Here is a 14,000-nt window from a genome sequence, read left to right as displayed (position 1 = left end):
CGCTTACGGCTGATCCGCCGCTCCTTTTTTCTTGCTGGCCTTGATGCTGGCGGCCATCTTCATCATCTCCGCGAATTCCTCTTCGGATACAGCTCCAGCCTGTCCGTCGTCCACCGCCATCTGGATTTCAGGCTTGGCCGGCCGGGCTCCCGATTTGGCATAAGTCCGTTGGCGAGCCGAAGATCCCGAAGCCCCCTTGCCCTTAACCTTGGCTTGATCGCGTATGTAGCGTACCGCCTTCTCGTATGTGTTAACCTGCTTCACCAGCATGTTGGAAGCGATCGCTTCCACGAAATTGCGGTTGATTCGCTGCTCGCCCTCCGACGCCACCATCGTCATCAGATAGTGGATCAGAATGTTGATCACTTCCTCCGGAAGCTTGTAATTGCTGTCGATGCTCTGGAAGATATCCATAAGTCCGCCCGGCACTGCGCCGGGGAAGAAGTTCTCCAGCATGCGCGTATAGGGCTCGTTGCGAAGCATCATATTATATTGATGAATATCGCACTTCGAGAGGAATTGCGGGGGAACCTCCACGTAATATTCCATCTCCACAGGATGCTCCTGCGGAAAAGCCTCCTCGCCTTCCAGCCCGGAAGCTCGCAGCGACACCACCTTGGCGGCCGCCACCTCCCGCTGCTCTTTGCGCTTCATGCCCTGCCGGAAATGCTGGCTCGCCCGGTGCTGAATCACATCCAGCATAAGCTCGCCTTCTACCGAGAATACGCCGTCCTCATCCAGCAGCCGGCACAGGTCCTGTGCGCTCAGCTTGTACTTGTGAGCGACATAGTTGATGACGCCCATCTGCTCGAAATCGAACCGCAGCTTCTCGACATGTGCGCGGTTGACCGACTCGCGCGGGAAACGCAGAATGAGATCGCTGTATCCGATCGCCGGCTTGCCCTCCGCGCTCTTCAGGGGCTGACGGACGGAAGCCACTTCAGTCAGCGCCTGCTCCAGCTCATAATCGATAACATGTGTATTCAATTCAAAGATATCATAGAAAGGCCGCGAAATATTCTCCTTGCCGACGGCTCCCCGGCTCCATTCCTCCGGCTCCCGGCTCCAGAACTGCTCTCTAAGAGACAGGACAGCGAATTTGCCGACCTTGTCGCGCAGCAGCAGCGTCAGATGCTGGGTGGAGAAGAAATCATTTGGAGACAAGGGCTGCAGCAGCTCGTATTCGTACATATAATCTTCCGACTCCGGGACAAATATCCGGCTGGTCTGAAGCAGTCCGACGGCTTCCAGCCGGGATGCCTGTTCGATCATCATTCTCCGGCCCTTCTCGTTCGGCTCAACGCCCAGCGTCAGAAACAGCCGGCGCTGCGGTTCCGCAGCGGAGTAGCCGATGTTTTCCGCGGGCACATGGCTGAAGAGCAGACGGTACAGGCTTATCGCAAAGGCGCCGACCATAGGCTGATAGATCGAATTCAGCATACGCTCGTCAACGGGACTGAGGCCGAATTCGCGGGAAACGCAGTACCGATGATGCTCGGTGAAATGATGCAGATGCTGGATATGCATCTTCCGGAACCCCCCACAAAAAATCACGAATTCATAATCTTGTCTACGACAAGTAGAGTTCTATTCTATCATAAATCGACTGTCTGGAAATGTGGAAAAAAGCCCAAATCAGGCGCTTTCTAGGGACGTTTCGCATCCGGTCCCCGGCATCCTGTATCTTGCTGGATTTTTGGGGCCCTGTCATGAAAATAGGCGAAACGGCCGCATCCCGGATAAATCCTCACGGAAGCGGCCGTCTCAATGCGCCTTCTCTATGGATATGCTTGACCCTGCCTTGATATAACTCAGTCTTGATAGAGCAGCGAAGCGCCGGATTCTATAACGCTCTGCATAAATACCGACACCTCAACATGAATGGGATGCGTCAAATAAGCTTCGTAATCCTCCATGGACCGGAAACAGGTAATCAGCATCAGGTCAAAGGCTGATTGTCCGGTCCGGACCTCCTCCCTGACTTCAATCCCTGAAAGGTTCTCAATCTGTCCTTTCATGCCGAGCAGTCTCTCCCTAACGCGGCTTCTCATTTCCGGGCTGTTGTCTTTCAGCTTAATAAGCAGATTATTCGTCAGCATTAAGCGGCTCCCTTCTCTTTAATCTATGCGGCTTAACCAGGCTATCCCTGTCTCAATCCCGCTCTTGCCTGTTACACGGCGGGAAGCGTCCCGCCATCGATCACATACTCGCTGCCGGTGATGGAGGCCGCCCGGCCGGATGCCAGAAACGCAACCAACTCCGCCACCTCCTCCGGATATCCAGGCCGGCCAATCGGAATGCCACCAAGCGAATCCATCAATGCATTCAGTGCCGTTTCCCGGTTTCCCGTTTCTACGGCCAGCCTATCTATTAACGCATCGGCAGCCTTGGTCTGGATAAAGCCCGGAGCTACCGTATTGATACGTACCCCTAAGGGAGCAAATTGCTTCGACAATCCCTTGCTGTAGGTGGTAAGCGCCGCTTTGGCCGCTGCATAAGCGAGAGTCGCCTCATACAGGGGGAGCCGTCGCTGAATGGAGGAAATGTGTATGATAACTCCGCTGTTACGCTCAACCATGCCTGGCAGCAAGCCGCGGTCCAGCCGGACGGACGCAAGCAGATTGGCGTTAATTGTCTCCTGCCAATCTTGATCGCTTAAGGCGAGCGCACCTCCTGATGGAGCGGACGAACCTCCGACATTGTTCACAAGGATGTCCACTCCGCCCAGACGGTTCAAAGCTTCTTGTACAACCTTGTCCGTTCCTTCCGGCGTGCTGATATCCGCTTCAACGAATATGCCCGGGAAGCTCCCCGATTCTGGCATCGAACGGGCTGTGGTGATAACTGTTGCCCCGGAATCCGCCATCCTTCCCGCAATCGCAGCTCCCATCCCCTTGGTACCGCCAGTCACCAACACACGTTTCCCGGCGAATTCCTTCTCTCCCGTAATGTGAAAAGCCATTGTCTCATCTCCTTGTATCATGTGCTCCGATCGGACAGGTACATCATACAATGGACTTTTTGATTAATCTATTTTATTATTTTCATCAAATTAATGAATATTTATCATGAAAGGACAGTCCCTTATGGAACTGACTCAACTTGAATATTTCCTGACGGTTGTCCGTCACCAGCATTTGACCAAGGCGGCTGAGGAACTGCGGGTAACCCAGTCCGCCCTAAGTCATGCCATCTCCAGGCTTGAGAGCGAATTGGGTGTTCCTTTATTTGATCGGACCGGGCGCAATATCCGGGTTAATGCCTACGGCCTCATGTTCGCCAAGCGGGTGGAGCAGGGACTCATGGAACTGAAAGCGGGCGTTCATGAGATCGAGGCCTATACAAACCCCGATACGGGAATCGTGAATCTCTCATATCTCAATATTTTGGGCGCCGAGCAGGTTCCGCGACTCATCAAACGCTATCAGCTGGAGAAGCCGGGGATTAGATTCGAGTTGACGCAGGGTAACTATGACGTTATCAACGCCCATCTTGAAAAAGGGTTCTCGGATCTGATGATAACGTCCAAAGAGGCGACTGATGGCCAGTACGAGTGGTTATCCATCAACACGGTTCCGTTGTACCTCGCCGTGCCTGACAGCCATTCCTTTGCGTCTCGCGGATCAATCAGTCTTCGAGAGATTACCGGAGAACCTTTCATCGGAATGAACAAGAACTGTGGGCTTAAACAGACGCTGGCAGCCCGGTTTGAGAATACAAGCTTTGAACTAAATGCCATGTATGACGCTGAAGACTTAATCACTGTCGCAGGTTTTATCTCCGCCGGACTCGGGGTGTCCGTACTGCCCAAAATGACGGGACTCCAGCTCGATGGCATCTCCTGGCTCCCGATTGAAGAGAAGGGCTGGATGTGGGAAATCGGCCTTAAATGGAGAACGGACCGTTATCTGCCTCCCGCAGCCAGGGGGTTTTTGGACTTTATTCGAAACAGCTCCCCGGATCAGTTGAAGGCTACTCCTCCGGCTTGACCCGGGGACGGCTTTAGGGAAGTCTTGTCCTGCTCCTATAACTATAACATTTTGTACCCGCCAAGCCGCAGACGGCGGATCATCCGGCCGCTGAGTACCACTCCGGCCAGACCCGCGATTCCGGTCAGATAATCCACAAGGCTATAGGATGATATATGCTCCCACAGGGATACCGAGGAACGGTCCCATATCGAGTACACCATCACCGGTAGGATCAATAGTACATAGAGATAGACCGGGAACCAGGTGGTCTTCATCAGCATGTTGAGGATATATCCGATGACGAACATCATGACCAAAAACAGGACAGCTTGTCCAAATATCGAGATGAATCCCATTCATTCTCCACCTCTTTCTTCCTATTATTAAGCGCTCTCAAAATAACATTCTCAACCAGTGATCCACTATCGGCATTTCATTCTGCTTCTCGGAGCTATCAGGCGTCGTCAGAAATTGAAGGTCGGGGAATTCGGAACCCGGTTATTTCAGGATAGTGTACTTGAAAAGAACGTACGAAACAACGAATCATAAAGAAACGGATTCACCCGTTTGATTCAGCCGTCCCGCTTGCGCTACAATGCATAGAGGACAACCAATTGAGGAGTGATCGCATGAGTGAAGCCGCTTTGACGCTGGAAGGATGGTATGCGCTCCATGACTTCCGCTCTCTGAATTGGACCGCCTGGACGGCGGCCGATGATGAGGAACGCGCTGTGGCTCTGGATGAACTGAACGCTTTTGTACAGGAATGGTCTGGTGTGGAGGACGCCAAGCTTGGCAGCTCTGCCTGGTATTCGATCGTCGGGCAGAAGGCCGACTTCGTGATGATGCATCTGCGTGAGAGCTTGGAAGAGCTGAACAAGCTGGAGACCGCTTTTAATAAGACCGCATTCGCCCGATTTACGACTAAAGCTTATTCGTATGTCAGCATTGTGGAGCTGAGCAATTATAACCCAAGCGGAGACAGCGGCGGTGACCCGATGCAGAATCCGCATGTCGCCGCACGGCTGAAGCCGGTGCTGCCGAAGGCCAAGCATATTTGCTTCTACCCGATGAACAAGAAACGCGAGCTGGACGATAACTGGTACATGCTCGACATGGCGAAGCGCAAGGAGCTGATGTACTCGCACGGTCTGATCGGACGCGGCTACGCCGGCAAGGTCAAGCAGATCATCACCGGCTCGGTAGGCTTTGACGACTGGGAATGGGGAGTTACCCTGTTCTCCGATGACGCACTGCATTTCAAGAAGCTCGTCTATGAAATGCGCTTTGATGAAGTCAGCGCCCGGTATGGCGAGTTCGGGCCGTTCTATGTGGGCAACCTGCTTGACCTGGAAGCATTAGACGAGATGCTCAAGGTATAAGGATTGTGGGTTGGACTGAAACGTAACAAAGGGTGCGTCCCTGGCGTGTTGAACGCCTCGGACGCACCCTTCTTTATTTCGAGCTATCAGGACTCGGATTCCACTTCCCCGTCCTGCAGGGCTTTCAAATAATTGGCAGTTGCCCGGTCGCGGGCACGACTCTTCTCCTTCAGCCGCTCGATCGCGGGAAGGATCAGAATGTCCACCTCTTTCTGGACGATATAGGCCAGTTCATACCGGCTCTGGTCCTCAAGGTAAGAGCCAACCTCCATCAGACCGTTATACCGGTCAAGCTCCTCCCGGGTCAGCAGCCCCCTTACCTGCACGCTGCAGTGACGCATTTTACAGGAATCTGCCTTTCTTCAGCACCAGCGGAATACCGCCGATAATGAATAGGTAGCGCATGTCGACGACTTTCTTCAGCTGCGCGGCAACCCAGCCCTTGTACTTCTTGTCTCCGACAACGGCGATGCCTTGACCCTTGCCCAGGGAAGCGACCGTGCCCTTGTTGCTGAACACGAATTTCTTAGACTGCTGTCCGCGAATTGCGGCTACCAGATTATGTGCGCAGCACTCGCCTTGCTGCATCGCAATCTGGGCTGTCGGCGGATAAGGACGTCCTTCAGGGCCCATGACGAGCGAACCGTCGCCAATGATGAAGATGTTGTCATGTCCCGGCACGCGCAGGAACTCGTCAACCTTGACGCGTCCGCGCATTGCCTCGAAGCCTGCGGCTTCGATCAGACGGTTGCCGCGAATACCGCCCGTCCAGACAATGGTCGATGCCTTGATTTCTTCGCCTGTTGCCAGCAGTACGGCGCCAGGCATGCATTCCTTGATCGCAACGCCGATCTTGAACGTCACGCCCTTCTTGCTCAGCACGTTCATGGCATGCTCAACGAGCTCCGGAGCGAAGCCCGGGAGCGCGGTTGGTGCGGCTTCCACATTATAGATGTTGACCATGCTCGGATCAATGTCGTATTCCTTGCACAGATCCGGAATCCGGTCGGCCAGCTCGGCGACGAATTCGATTCCGCTGAAGCCCGCGCCGCCGACTACGAAATTGATATGCTCCTGCGGGTTGCCTTCATTCTTGTATTTGGCGAACTGGTACTCAATATGCTCGCGAATGAGGCGAACGGAGTTAATGCTGCGGATCGTCAGGGCGTATTTGTCCAGTCCCGGGATACCGAAGGTCTCCGGTTCTCCTCCGAGCGCGATGACCAGGTAATCGTAGGACAGGGTGCCGTCCTCCAGAATCACTTTTTTCTGCTGGGTCCGAATTTCCTGGACGGAAGACTTCACCAGGTCAATTTTGAACTCGTCAATCAGCTTGGAAATCGCAACGCGCGAGTGCTCAATGCTGTCTGTACCCGCTGCGGGCATATGAAGATGGGTCGTAAAGTAATGGTACTCGTGACGGTTAACGAGCGTAACATCCGCCTCATTGTAGTTCAGTGCTTTCTGCAGACGCTGTGCGGTCAAAATGCCTCCGTAGCCCGCACCTAGAATAACGATTTTGGGAATGCTGTTCATGTTCCGGCTCCTTCCAACAGCCATACAGATTTTCTCTGCTTTATTTTTGTGAAATTATACACATGGAATTAGAATAAATTCCAATAAAACTTAAAGGATTCAAAAAAATATCATATATATTTTAAATAATATCGTGCTATTTGGCAAATAGCAATTGTTATCAGATAATCCTGGAATCCCCGTTTTCCTGCCTGACTGTCTCTTTGCAGGATGGCTCGGCTGTGGTTATAATTGAGTAGTATGGCAAATTGATTATATCAACTCGGAGGTGTAATAATCCTGTGACTTCCCAGCAACCCGACGTTCCCATGAGCGATCTGCTAATCATCGGCGGAGGTCCGGCCGGCATGTTCGCCGCGTTCTACGGCGGTATGCGCCAGACTACCGTTACCTTAATAGAGAGTATGCCCCAACTGGGCGGCCAGCTTGCCGCTCTGTACCCGGAAAAGCATATTTATGATGTGGCAGGATTTCCAAAAATAACCGCTCAAGAACTCGTAAACAATCTTTCCCGTCAAATGGATCTGTTCCAAAGCAATATCTGCCTGGAGGAAAAGGTCATATCCGTCGTTAAACAAGAAGAGCGGCATTTCATCGTTACAACCGACAAAGCGGAATACCATGCGAAGGCCGTTATCATTACGGCTGGGGTCGGCGCTTTTGAACCCCGTCGTCTGGAAACCCCGGGTGCGGAACGGTTCGAGAAAGCGAATCTTCATTACTTCGTGAGCGATCTGAACTCGTTCAAGGACAAGAAGGTGCTCATCAGCGGCGGCGGAGACTCCGCAGTCGATTGGGCGCTTATGCTGGAACCGGTAGCCGCTGAGGTTACGCTGATTCACCGCCGCGACAAGTTCCGTGCGCATGAGCACAGCGTGGAGAATCTGATGAAGTCCAAAGTCAAGGTCATTACGCCTTCCGAGATCACTGAACTTCATGGCGACGGATTTATCGAGAAGGTCACATTAACGGATGTGAAGACGAAGGAGAAGCAGGACATTGAAGTTGACAGTGTTATCGTTAACTTCGGGTTTGTCTCTTCGCTCGGACCTATTGCCGAATGGGGAATTGAGATCGAGAACAACTCCATCATCGTTGATTCGCGGATGGAGACGAGCATCCCCGGCATCTTCGCAGCCGGCGACATTACCACATACCCCGGCAAGCTGAAGCTTATTGCCGTCGGTTTCGGAGAAGCTCCGACAGCGGTCAACAACGCCAAGGTGTATATCGACCCTGAAGCCAAGCTGTCCCCGGGACACAGCAGCAATCTGAAGCTCTAATTGCCCTGGATCTTATTACCTAGGCTCTAAATACAACAAAAAGGGTATCCCGAGGGGCAAGCGATTTCTCGAAGCTCATCAGGATACCCTATTTCATAACAGCAGCGGTTTAATGATATGTAGTTCGTCGTTATCAGGTCTAAACCACTATTGGAGCACCGCATCTTCTGGAGAGTGTAAGTTCCGTTTTAGAATTTCAACAAGCAGCAGTGCGATAAAATCATGCTCCAGCTGAAGTTCAATGGCTTTATGATAAGAGTCAAGCAACATCTCATCCGATAATTCCACCACAACGTTCACCTACCTTTCCTTTATTTGGTTCTCTCTAATCATAGCAAACTATCTATTCTCGAACAAGTGTTCCTAATATCCACAGGAGCATGTGGAAATCCTGTGCATAGATTGTGTATAGCGTTCATTTCCTCGATTAAACTGCAGTGGAATTTGGGGATAAAAGTTATACACAGGATTTTTCAACCTTTGGTAGTATAATAAAAAAAATTCCTTTTTTCCATTACAATTTTACGAATATTTAAGTTTTTCTGTTCTTATATTTACTATCGGAAAATTAAAGCGTTTTCTTTATCTATTGGGGTCTTGTATTGACTTCCAGTATCCAAATTCGCCCTGAACGATCCACAGCGTAATCAAATCCAAGCTCTCCGATTCCCGGAAAATGGCGCTCCAATACCTCGATGCAGACATGTGTCAAATTCCGCATTTCTCTCTTCTTGGCAGCAGCTTTCTGCTTCGGGAGCGAGCGCCGCAGCCCTTGATAACAGGTCAGCATCGTTCCTCCCTTGCACAGATTGGTCACGAACAGACCGGGTCTGGCCAGGCGGCCAACCATGGAACGAAATTCCCAATGTTCGCCGTTCTTCACCACCTTCACCCGATAGTCAATTGGACGGTCCCCGATGTTTGCCAGCGAGATACCCTGCTGGATCAGATAGCGCCGTTTCACCTTGACCCGTGACAGCGCCTTCTCCATTCCTGCAAAGCTCCCGAACGCCCTGGTCGCCGACATGTAGGTGAAGCCGTAGCCTCTGGCGTCATGGAACACCTTGATAACACCGTATCCGCCTCCGCCCACAATCGGCTTGATTACAACGACGCCGTACCGGTTCAGCATGGAATGCAAGGCGGTGCCGCTGTAAGTAACCGTTCTGGGTACATAGCCGCATATCCGTTTGTCGCTCAGCAGCGCTTCCGTCTTACGCCATTTGCTTGCCAGCTGTCTTCCTGCCATAACGTCCCTCTCCTTTCTCACAAGCCTGCTATACAGTACGCTCACGCCTCCCGGACTTCCTGTATGATTGTCCGCCTGAGACAAGCAACTACCTGAAAAGGGGCATCTGTGCAAAGGTGTGAGCCTGTAATCATGGCTAAATAAAATTGCAGGGAAGGATGTATCGAATGGTTCAGTTATTCGCGGGGATTAACGGGTGAGTAACAGAAGAAAAACACAGTGGGATTCAAGCAAGACGAAGAACATGAAGAATAGCTGCTGCTGAAAGGTTAGAAAGTCATGCCCGCCCGCAGCAGATGCAGCAGAATATTGGCGGATTTTCCCGGTTCAAAGAACCTTATGCTGTCGCCTCCCTACTTTCCTGACAGAATCGCCTGTAGAGCGCTTGTGCAGGCATCCCGGCTGTAGCTCGAGTTATCCAGCATGCATGTCTCAATGTCCAGAAGACCCAGAATCTCAAGCTCCCATTCCTTGCGCTCCAGAAGCACCTGTATTGCACCTTCCATTCCTTTACATTCCTTTGCATGGCCGAAGCCCTGATTTGTATAATAAGAGATGAACCCTTCGGACCATTCCGCAGGTCTCTCTTTAACCGCTTTCATAAAGGCAGCCGCAGGATTCTCCTGATTCACATAAATCAGCAGAGGGTTCAGCGGTTTGACCGCCTCTTCCAGCCTTCGTATGTACGAAGCGACCTCTTCCTTGGATCTATTGCATTTGACCATCCCCATCGTGATCGGGTTCTGGATGAAGCAGCATTCGAACATGCAGACGGCCGGGTCATGAAGGTGGCTTGTGCCGAAACGCTCCCAATTCTCCGCGATCAGCCGGACATGCCGTTCAAAGGGAAGCTCGTATAGATCCCGGGTCATCATATCCTCCAGCGCCTCCTGCGGAATGGCAAGCCCTTCTTCGTTCAGCAGCTTCCGGTAGGGAATAAGCACATCCTCCCCCAGTCTCTTCGCCCGGGTATCCAGCATTTCAGCGATGCCGGGAGCTCTCGTCTTCCGCGCCTCAAACTCCTCTTGCATGTAACAGGCGACTCCGTCATAATCCGCCGGATGATCGAGATTCCCTTCCAGATATAGCTGTACCTTGATGCTCTGTTCCGCAAGCAGCTGCGCCGTAAGCTGAGCGACTGTTGATTTTCCCGAGCCGGGGAGCCCTTCAATCAGAATTAATCGGTTTTTCATATAATACCTCCTCATGTACGGTCTTGCTGCCGGGCCAATCTGTCCAACCGTAAATTCAATGCCTTGGCAACCTCGATACTGAAATTTCATTTTTTATTGCTCTCTGTGAATTGCCGGTAAATATGCAGGCTGGCCGGTATATGCCCGGCTCCAAGTATCAGGCCGCTCATTAGCAGCAGGGGGGAATGTATAAAGAGCGAAGCGCATATGAAAAAAAGAACGGGCGCGACAGCCATAGGAACAGGCACCCAGGCCATCGGAAGAAAGAGCAGCGCCCATTCCCGGCCGCCCGCCAAATACCTTGCCCAACCGGCATAATAGAGCAATAGGAAGATTAACATTCCGGACAAGAACAGGAGTTCATACAGATCAATCTGCGGGGAAGCGGAGAACAGGGGGGCTATCATAACCCCTGCCCTACCTACGCCTTCGGCTATTTTATACACAAGACTCTTGGGAGAATCCGTAATTTCAGGAACGTTGACCGCCGGCCAAAAGGCATATAACAAATTGGGCAGCAGAACGGCAGCGGGGATCAGCAGGTTCGCGAACTGAATCATGTCAGCGTATCTCCTGCCCGCTACTTCATCCGCTTCATGATGGGATGATCCTCATTGAGCTGAAGCAAATCCCACTGGTTCCCGTACAGATCCCTGAATACCGCAACCATGCCATAAGGCTGCTCCTTCGGCTCCCGGACGAATTCAATGCCTTTGGCAGCCATATCGTTGTAATCCCGCCAGAAGTCATCCGTGTTCAGAAACAGGAATACTCTCCCGCCCGTCTGATTTCCGATAAAAGGCTCCTGCTCCGGTTTGGAGGCTCTCGCTAACAGAATCGTCGTTCCTACGGAACCGGGAGGCGAGATGACAACCCAGCGTTTGTTCTGCTCCGGCTGGTCAATATCCTCGACTAATACGAAATTCAGCTTCCGGGTATAGAATTCGATAGCCTCATCGTAATCTTTGACGACAAGCGCGATGTGGACGATAGATTGAATCATGGTTCATTTCCTTTCTGCGCAAAATAGAGGCTGCCGCTCCAGCAGTTCCTTGATCTCCGGCAGTTCGCTTGTGGTAATGGTAATGCCAGGCACGCTGACTGCCGGTAAAGACATAGTTGATTGCTTCGGTTCTCGACTTTTTCGGCCTATATCCGAGCTGTATTGCAGATTCGGCAATTTCTGCGAACAACGCGCTGTCTTCCTGGGACAGGTTGGTGTAAAAGGCTTCAAGGGTCATCAAAACTTCCCTTTATTTGATTGATACTTAGCTTAGCGGCAGGGCTTGGATCAGCATTTGCATACCATCAAGTGGTTGCCGTCGGGGTCTCTAAAGTTAAACCAGTTGTAAGCTTCCTCAATATCCCCCGTATTAAAATGAAACGCAGGAACCCGAAATAGATTCTTTTCCGAATCTCTATGGATGCCAGTTTTGAACAACCTTCCCGATAATCTGATCCTCAGCGATGGCTCCCAGCATCCGGCTGTCCACGCTGTCGCCGCGGTTGTCGCCCAATACAAATACGCTGTTCTCCGGAATTTTCATTTCCTCCATATCGCCATTGGGGCTGTCCGGGTCGACCGGGCCTTGCAGATACGTTTCCTTAAGCGGAGCGCCGTTGATGTACAGGACATTTCCGACCAGCTTGATTTTTTCTCCGGGCAAGCCTACAACCCGTTTAATAAAGGTGACATCCGTGGACGGCGCCTTGAATACGATAAGGTCGCCCCGCTCAAAGACATGGTTCGAGTAGTATTGGGTGTCTACAGTCAGACGCTCTCCTGCTGCAATCGTCGGCTCCATCGACGGTCCGTCCGCAACATAGTGCTTGTAGGCCGAATTGTCGCCAATCCCCGAAACCAGCAGCATGAACAAAATCAGGATATATTGCATGTCCTTGCTCCCCTTAGATTACCTTGATCTTATTTTGTCACTTAGAATAATTGCTTTGCGTTTGTTTTTGTTTCACCAATGAAGATACGCCTGAATTGCCGCCAACCCTAGCTCTTGATGTACGAATTGAAGACCTCTAAAATCCATCGCCTCCATGAACGATGACCAACACAAGAATCAAAATTATCGTGCTGCTGTTAACTCCAAGCCTTCTTTAATTAGTATAATAGGGGCTAACATCGTTACTGACAAGACTAACTGCAAAAGTGTATTTACCTCCTCGCCAGGTCCCAAATAAACCTCTTGAGAGCATCAATCCCGCAAAGAGGCCCGCCGCAATGGCGGTATTGCATTCCTGTGAAGAAATATAATGCTTGGACAGGGAGTGGCCAAGATTTACAAGGCTTTTGACGGTTTTCTAATCCCTTTCTATTGACTTGATTTCAGAATATGGGCGAATGTCGGAAGCCTTGAGGGAACTTTTTGTGCTGTCTTCCTGTTTTTTTGACCTTTTATGACAAAATATACCATATNTATTTACATAAATTTTTGCTAAAGATATCCTTATTGATAGGAAATAATTAACATTCATCAAATTACAACCAATTCTCTAAGTTCAAAGGAGGAATGAAAAAACACGAAGAATTGTGCAAACGTATGAACAACATTTCCGTCGGCTCAAGACCCAGGTGTAAAAAATTTAAAATTAGAGGAGAGAGAACAATGACTGCAATGAAAAAACTATTTGCCGGATTGATGATGTTTACTCTGATTTTTGGTGTATCCTTTGTGGGATCGGCATTTGCCAGCGGTGATGAGGTCAAGCTTATTGACTCGGATGTCAGCGTTATTTATAAACCTGGATATGTCGGATTCAGCGGAAATATTGATGTTGCCAATCTGGGAGCCGTGAAAAATGTCACTGTCCATTACACGACAGATAACACAAATTGGTATGATACGAGTGCGAGTTATGTAGGGCCGACGGATGGAAGCCATGAGAAATGGTATTTTGGCATTTCCACAAATGGCTCTACAACAGATCATTCCGAATTGAAAGATCTGAGCTTCGTAAAATTCGCAATTAAATACGAAGTGAATAACCAGACCTATTGGGATAACAACGGTGGAGTGAATTATTACAATGAAGTCAATAGTACTGTTCCTCTGGATTCCGTTATCTTGGGAGCACCAAATGTGCTTAACGCCAGTAGTCTTCTGAACAATGGTGAATTTAGCGGAAACATCTATGTTAAAAACCTGGGTTCGACGAAAACAGTAAAAGTAGTGTACACAACGGACAACTGGGCAACAGTTCAAGAGGGCAACGCTGCTTACAATGGCTCCTTCAATAATTTCAATAGTGTTGATAGATGGAGCTACAATTTCAATGTTCCTGGTGCTGCAGATGTTAAATATGCGATTTCGTATACAGTTAACGGGCAAACGTATTGGGATAATAACTATGGCCATAATTACGAGGTCAACTAA

General features: G+C 50.5%; 16 protein-coding genes and 1 pseudogene. 4 read left to right on the top strand and 13 right to left on the bottom strand.

Annotated features, from left to right (window positions below; all coding sequences use genetic code 11):
* Positions 1–3: 3 nt before the first annotated feature.
* The 3 genes from KIH86_RS28110 to KIH86_RS28100 form a co-directional block, all read right to left on the bottom strand.
* Complete coding sequence (locus KIH86_RS28110; RefSeq protein ID WP_223083198.1) at positions 4–1,527, bottom strand: DnaD domain protein; 1,524 nt, start codon at positions 1,525–1,527, stop codon at positions 4–6.
* A 284-nt stretch (positions 1,528–1,811) separates the two neighbouring features.
* Positions 1,812–2,099, bottom strand: a complete 288-nt coding sequence (locus tag KIH86_RS28105; protein WP_223083199.1) for a Dabb family protein — start codon at positions 2,097–2,099, stop codon at positions 1,812–1,814.
* A gap of 71 nt (positions 2,100–2,170) precedes the next feature.
* Positions 2,171–2,962 carry an SDR family oxidoreductase gene (locus tag KIH86_RS28100; RefSeq protein WP_223083200.1) on the bottom strand — a complete coding sequence of 264 codons (792 nt, stop codon included), beginning with the start codon at positions 2,960–2,962 and terminating at the stop codon, positions 2,171–2,173.
* 124 nt (positions 2,963–3,086) lie between these two features.
* On the opposite strand from KIH86_RS28100, the gene KIH86_RS28095 reads away from it, so the two are divergent.
* On the top strand, positions 3,087–3,989 hold the full coding sequence (locus tag KIH86_RS28095; RefSeq protein ID WP_223083201.1) for a LysR family transcriptional regulator: 903 nt from the start codon (positions 3,087–3,089) through the stop codon (positions 3,987–3,989).
* Between the two features lie 41 nt (positions 3,990–4,030).
* Here the strand turns inward: KIH86_RS28095 and KIH86_RS28090 are convergent, their stop codons facing one another.
* Complete coding sequence (locus tag KIH86_RS28090; protein ID WP_223083202.1) at positions 4,031–4,327, bottom strand: YuiB family protein; 297 nt, start codon at positions 4,325–4,327, stop codon at positions 4,031–4,033.
* 273 nt (positions 4,328–4,600) lie between these two features.
* On the opposite strand from KIH86_RS28090, the gene hemQ reads away from it, so the two are divergent.
* Positions 4,601–5,353 (top strand): hydrogen peroxide-dependent heme synthase, encoded by a 753-nt coding sequence (gene hemQ, locus KIH86_RS28085; RefSeq protein ID WP_223083203.1) that lies wholly within the window; start codon positions 4,601–4,603, stop codon positions 5,351–5,353.
* A gap of 86 nt (positions 5,354–5,439) precedes the next feature.
* Here the strand turns inward: hemQ and KIH86_RS28080 are convergent, their stop codons facing one another.
* Positions 5,440–5,694: a hypothetical protein gene (locus KIH86_RS28080; protein WP_223083204.1), complete on the bottom strand. Its 255-nt coding sequence runs from the start codon at positions 5,692–5,694 to the stop codon at positions 5,440–5,442.
* Between the two features lies 1 nt (position 5,695).
* Positions 5,696–6,889: an NAD(P)/FAD-dependent oxidoreductase gene (locus tag KIH86_RS28075; RefSeq protein ID WP_223083205.1), complete on the bottom strand. Its 1,194-nt coding sequence runs from the start codon at positions 6,887–6,889 to the stop codon at positions 5,696–5,698.
* Between the two features lie 308 nt (positions 6,890–7,197).
* Between KIH86_RS28075 and KIH86_RS28070 the strand changes: the two genes are divergently transcribed.
* Positions 7,198–8,172: an NAD(P)/FAD-dependent oxidoreductase gene (locus KIH86_RS28070; protein ID WP_223083300.1), complete on the top strand. Its 975-nt coding sequence runs from the start codon at positions 7,198–7,200 to the stop codon at positions 8,170–8,172.
* 147 nt (positions 8,173–8,319) lie between these two features.
* On the opposite strand, the gene sda is transcribed toward KIH86_RS28070, so the two are convergent.
* From sda to lepB, 7 genes and pseudogenes are all read right to left on the bottom strand, one after another.
* A complete protein-coding gene (sda, locus tag KIH86_RS28065; protein WP_156996083.1) occupies positions 8,320–8,463 on the bottom strand; it encodes a sporulation histidine kinase inhibitor Sda in 144 nt (47 codons plus the stop codon).
* Positions 8,464–8,758: 295 nt separating this feature from the next.
* Positions 8,759–9,421, bottom strand: coding sequence for a YheC/YheD family protein (locus KIH86_RS28060; RefSeq protein WP_223083206.1), 663 nt, complete (start codon positions 9,419–9,421; stop codon positions 8,759–8,761).
* Positions 9,422–9,774: 353 nt separating this feature from the next.
* Complete coding sequence (locus tag KIH86_RS28055; RefSeq protein WP_223083207.1) at positions 9,775–10,614, bottom strand: P-loop NTPase family protein; 840 nt, start codon at positions 10,612–10,614, stop codon at positions 9,775–9,777.
* 86 nt (positions 10,615–10,700) lie between these two features.
* The gene (locus KIH86_RS28050; RefSeq protein WP_223083208.1) at positions 10,701–11,174 is read right to left on the bottom strand and encodes a hypothetical protein; all 474 of its coding nucleotides are present in this window, start codon (positions 11,172–11,174) and stop codon (positions 10,701–10,703) included.
* 20 nt (positions 11,175–11,194) lie between these two features.
* A complete protein-coding gene (locus KIH86_RS28045; RefSeq protein WP_223083209.1) occupies positions 11,195–11,617 on the bottom strand; it encodes a VOC family protein in 423 nt (140 codons plus the stop codon).
* Between the two features lie 288 nt (positions 11,618–11,905).
* Positions 11,906–12,046: pseudogene (locus KIH86_RS29715) on the bottom strand (VOC family protein); the annotation flags it as partial.
* Entirely contained in the window at positions 12,033–12,485 is a 453-nt protein-coding gene (lepB, locus tag KIH86_RS28040) for a signal peptidase I (protein ID WP_407672372.1), read from the bottom strand. The gene lepB and the pseudogene KIH86_RS29715, both read right to left, overlap by 14 nt.
* Before the next feature lie 747 nt (positions 12,486–13,232).
* Here lepB and KIH86_RS28035 point away from each other — a divergent pair.
* On the top strand, positions 13,233–14,000 hold the full coding sequence (locus KIH86_RS28035; RefSeq protein ID WP_223083211.1) for a carbohydrate-binding protein: 768 nt from the start codon (positions 13,233–13,235) through the stop codon (positions 13,998–14,000).

Origin of the sequence: Paenibacillus sinensis, from assembly GCF_019904155.1 — a bacterium.
Classification (GTDB): domain Bacteria; phylum Bacillota; class Bacilli; order Paenibacillales; family Paenibacillaceae; genus Paenibacillus_AQ; species Paenibacillus_AQ sinensis.
This window is presented reverse-complemented; position numbering and strand designations above follow the sequence as displayed.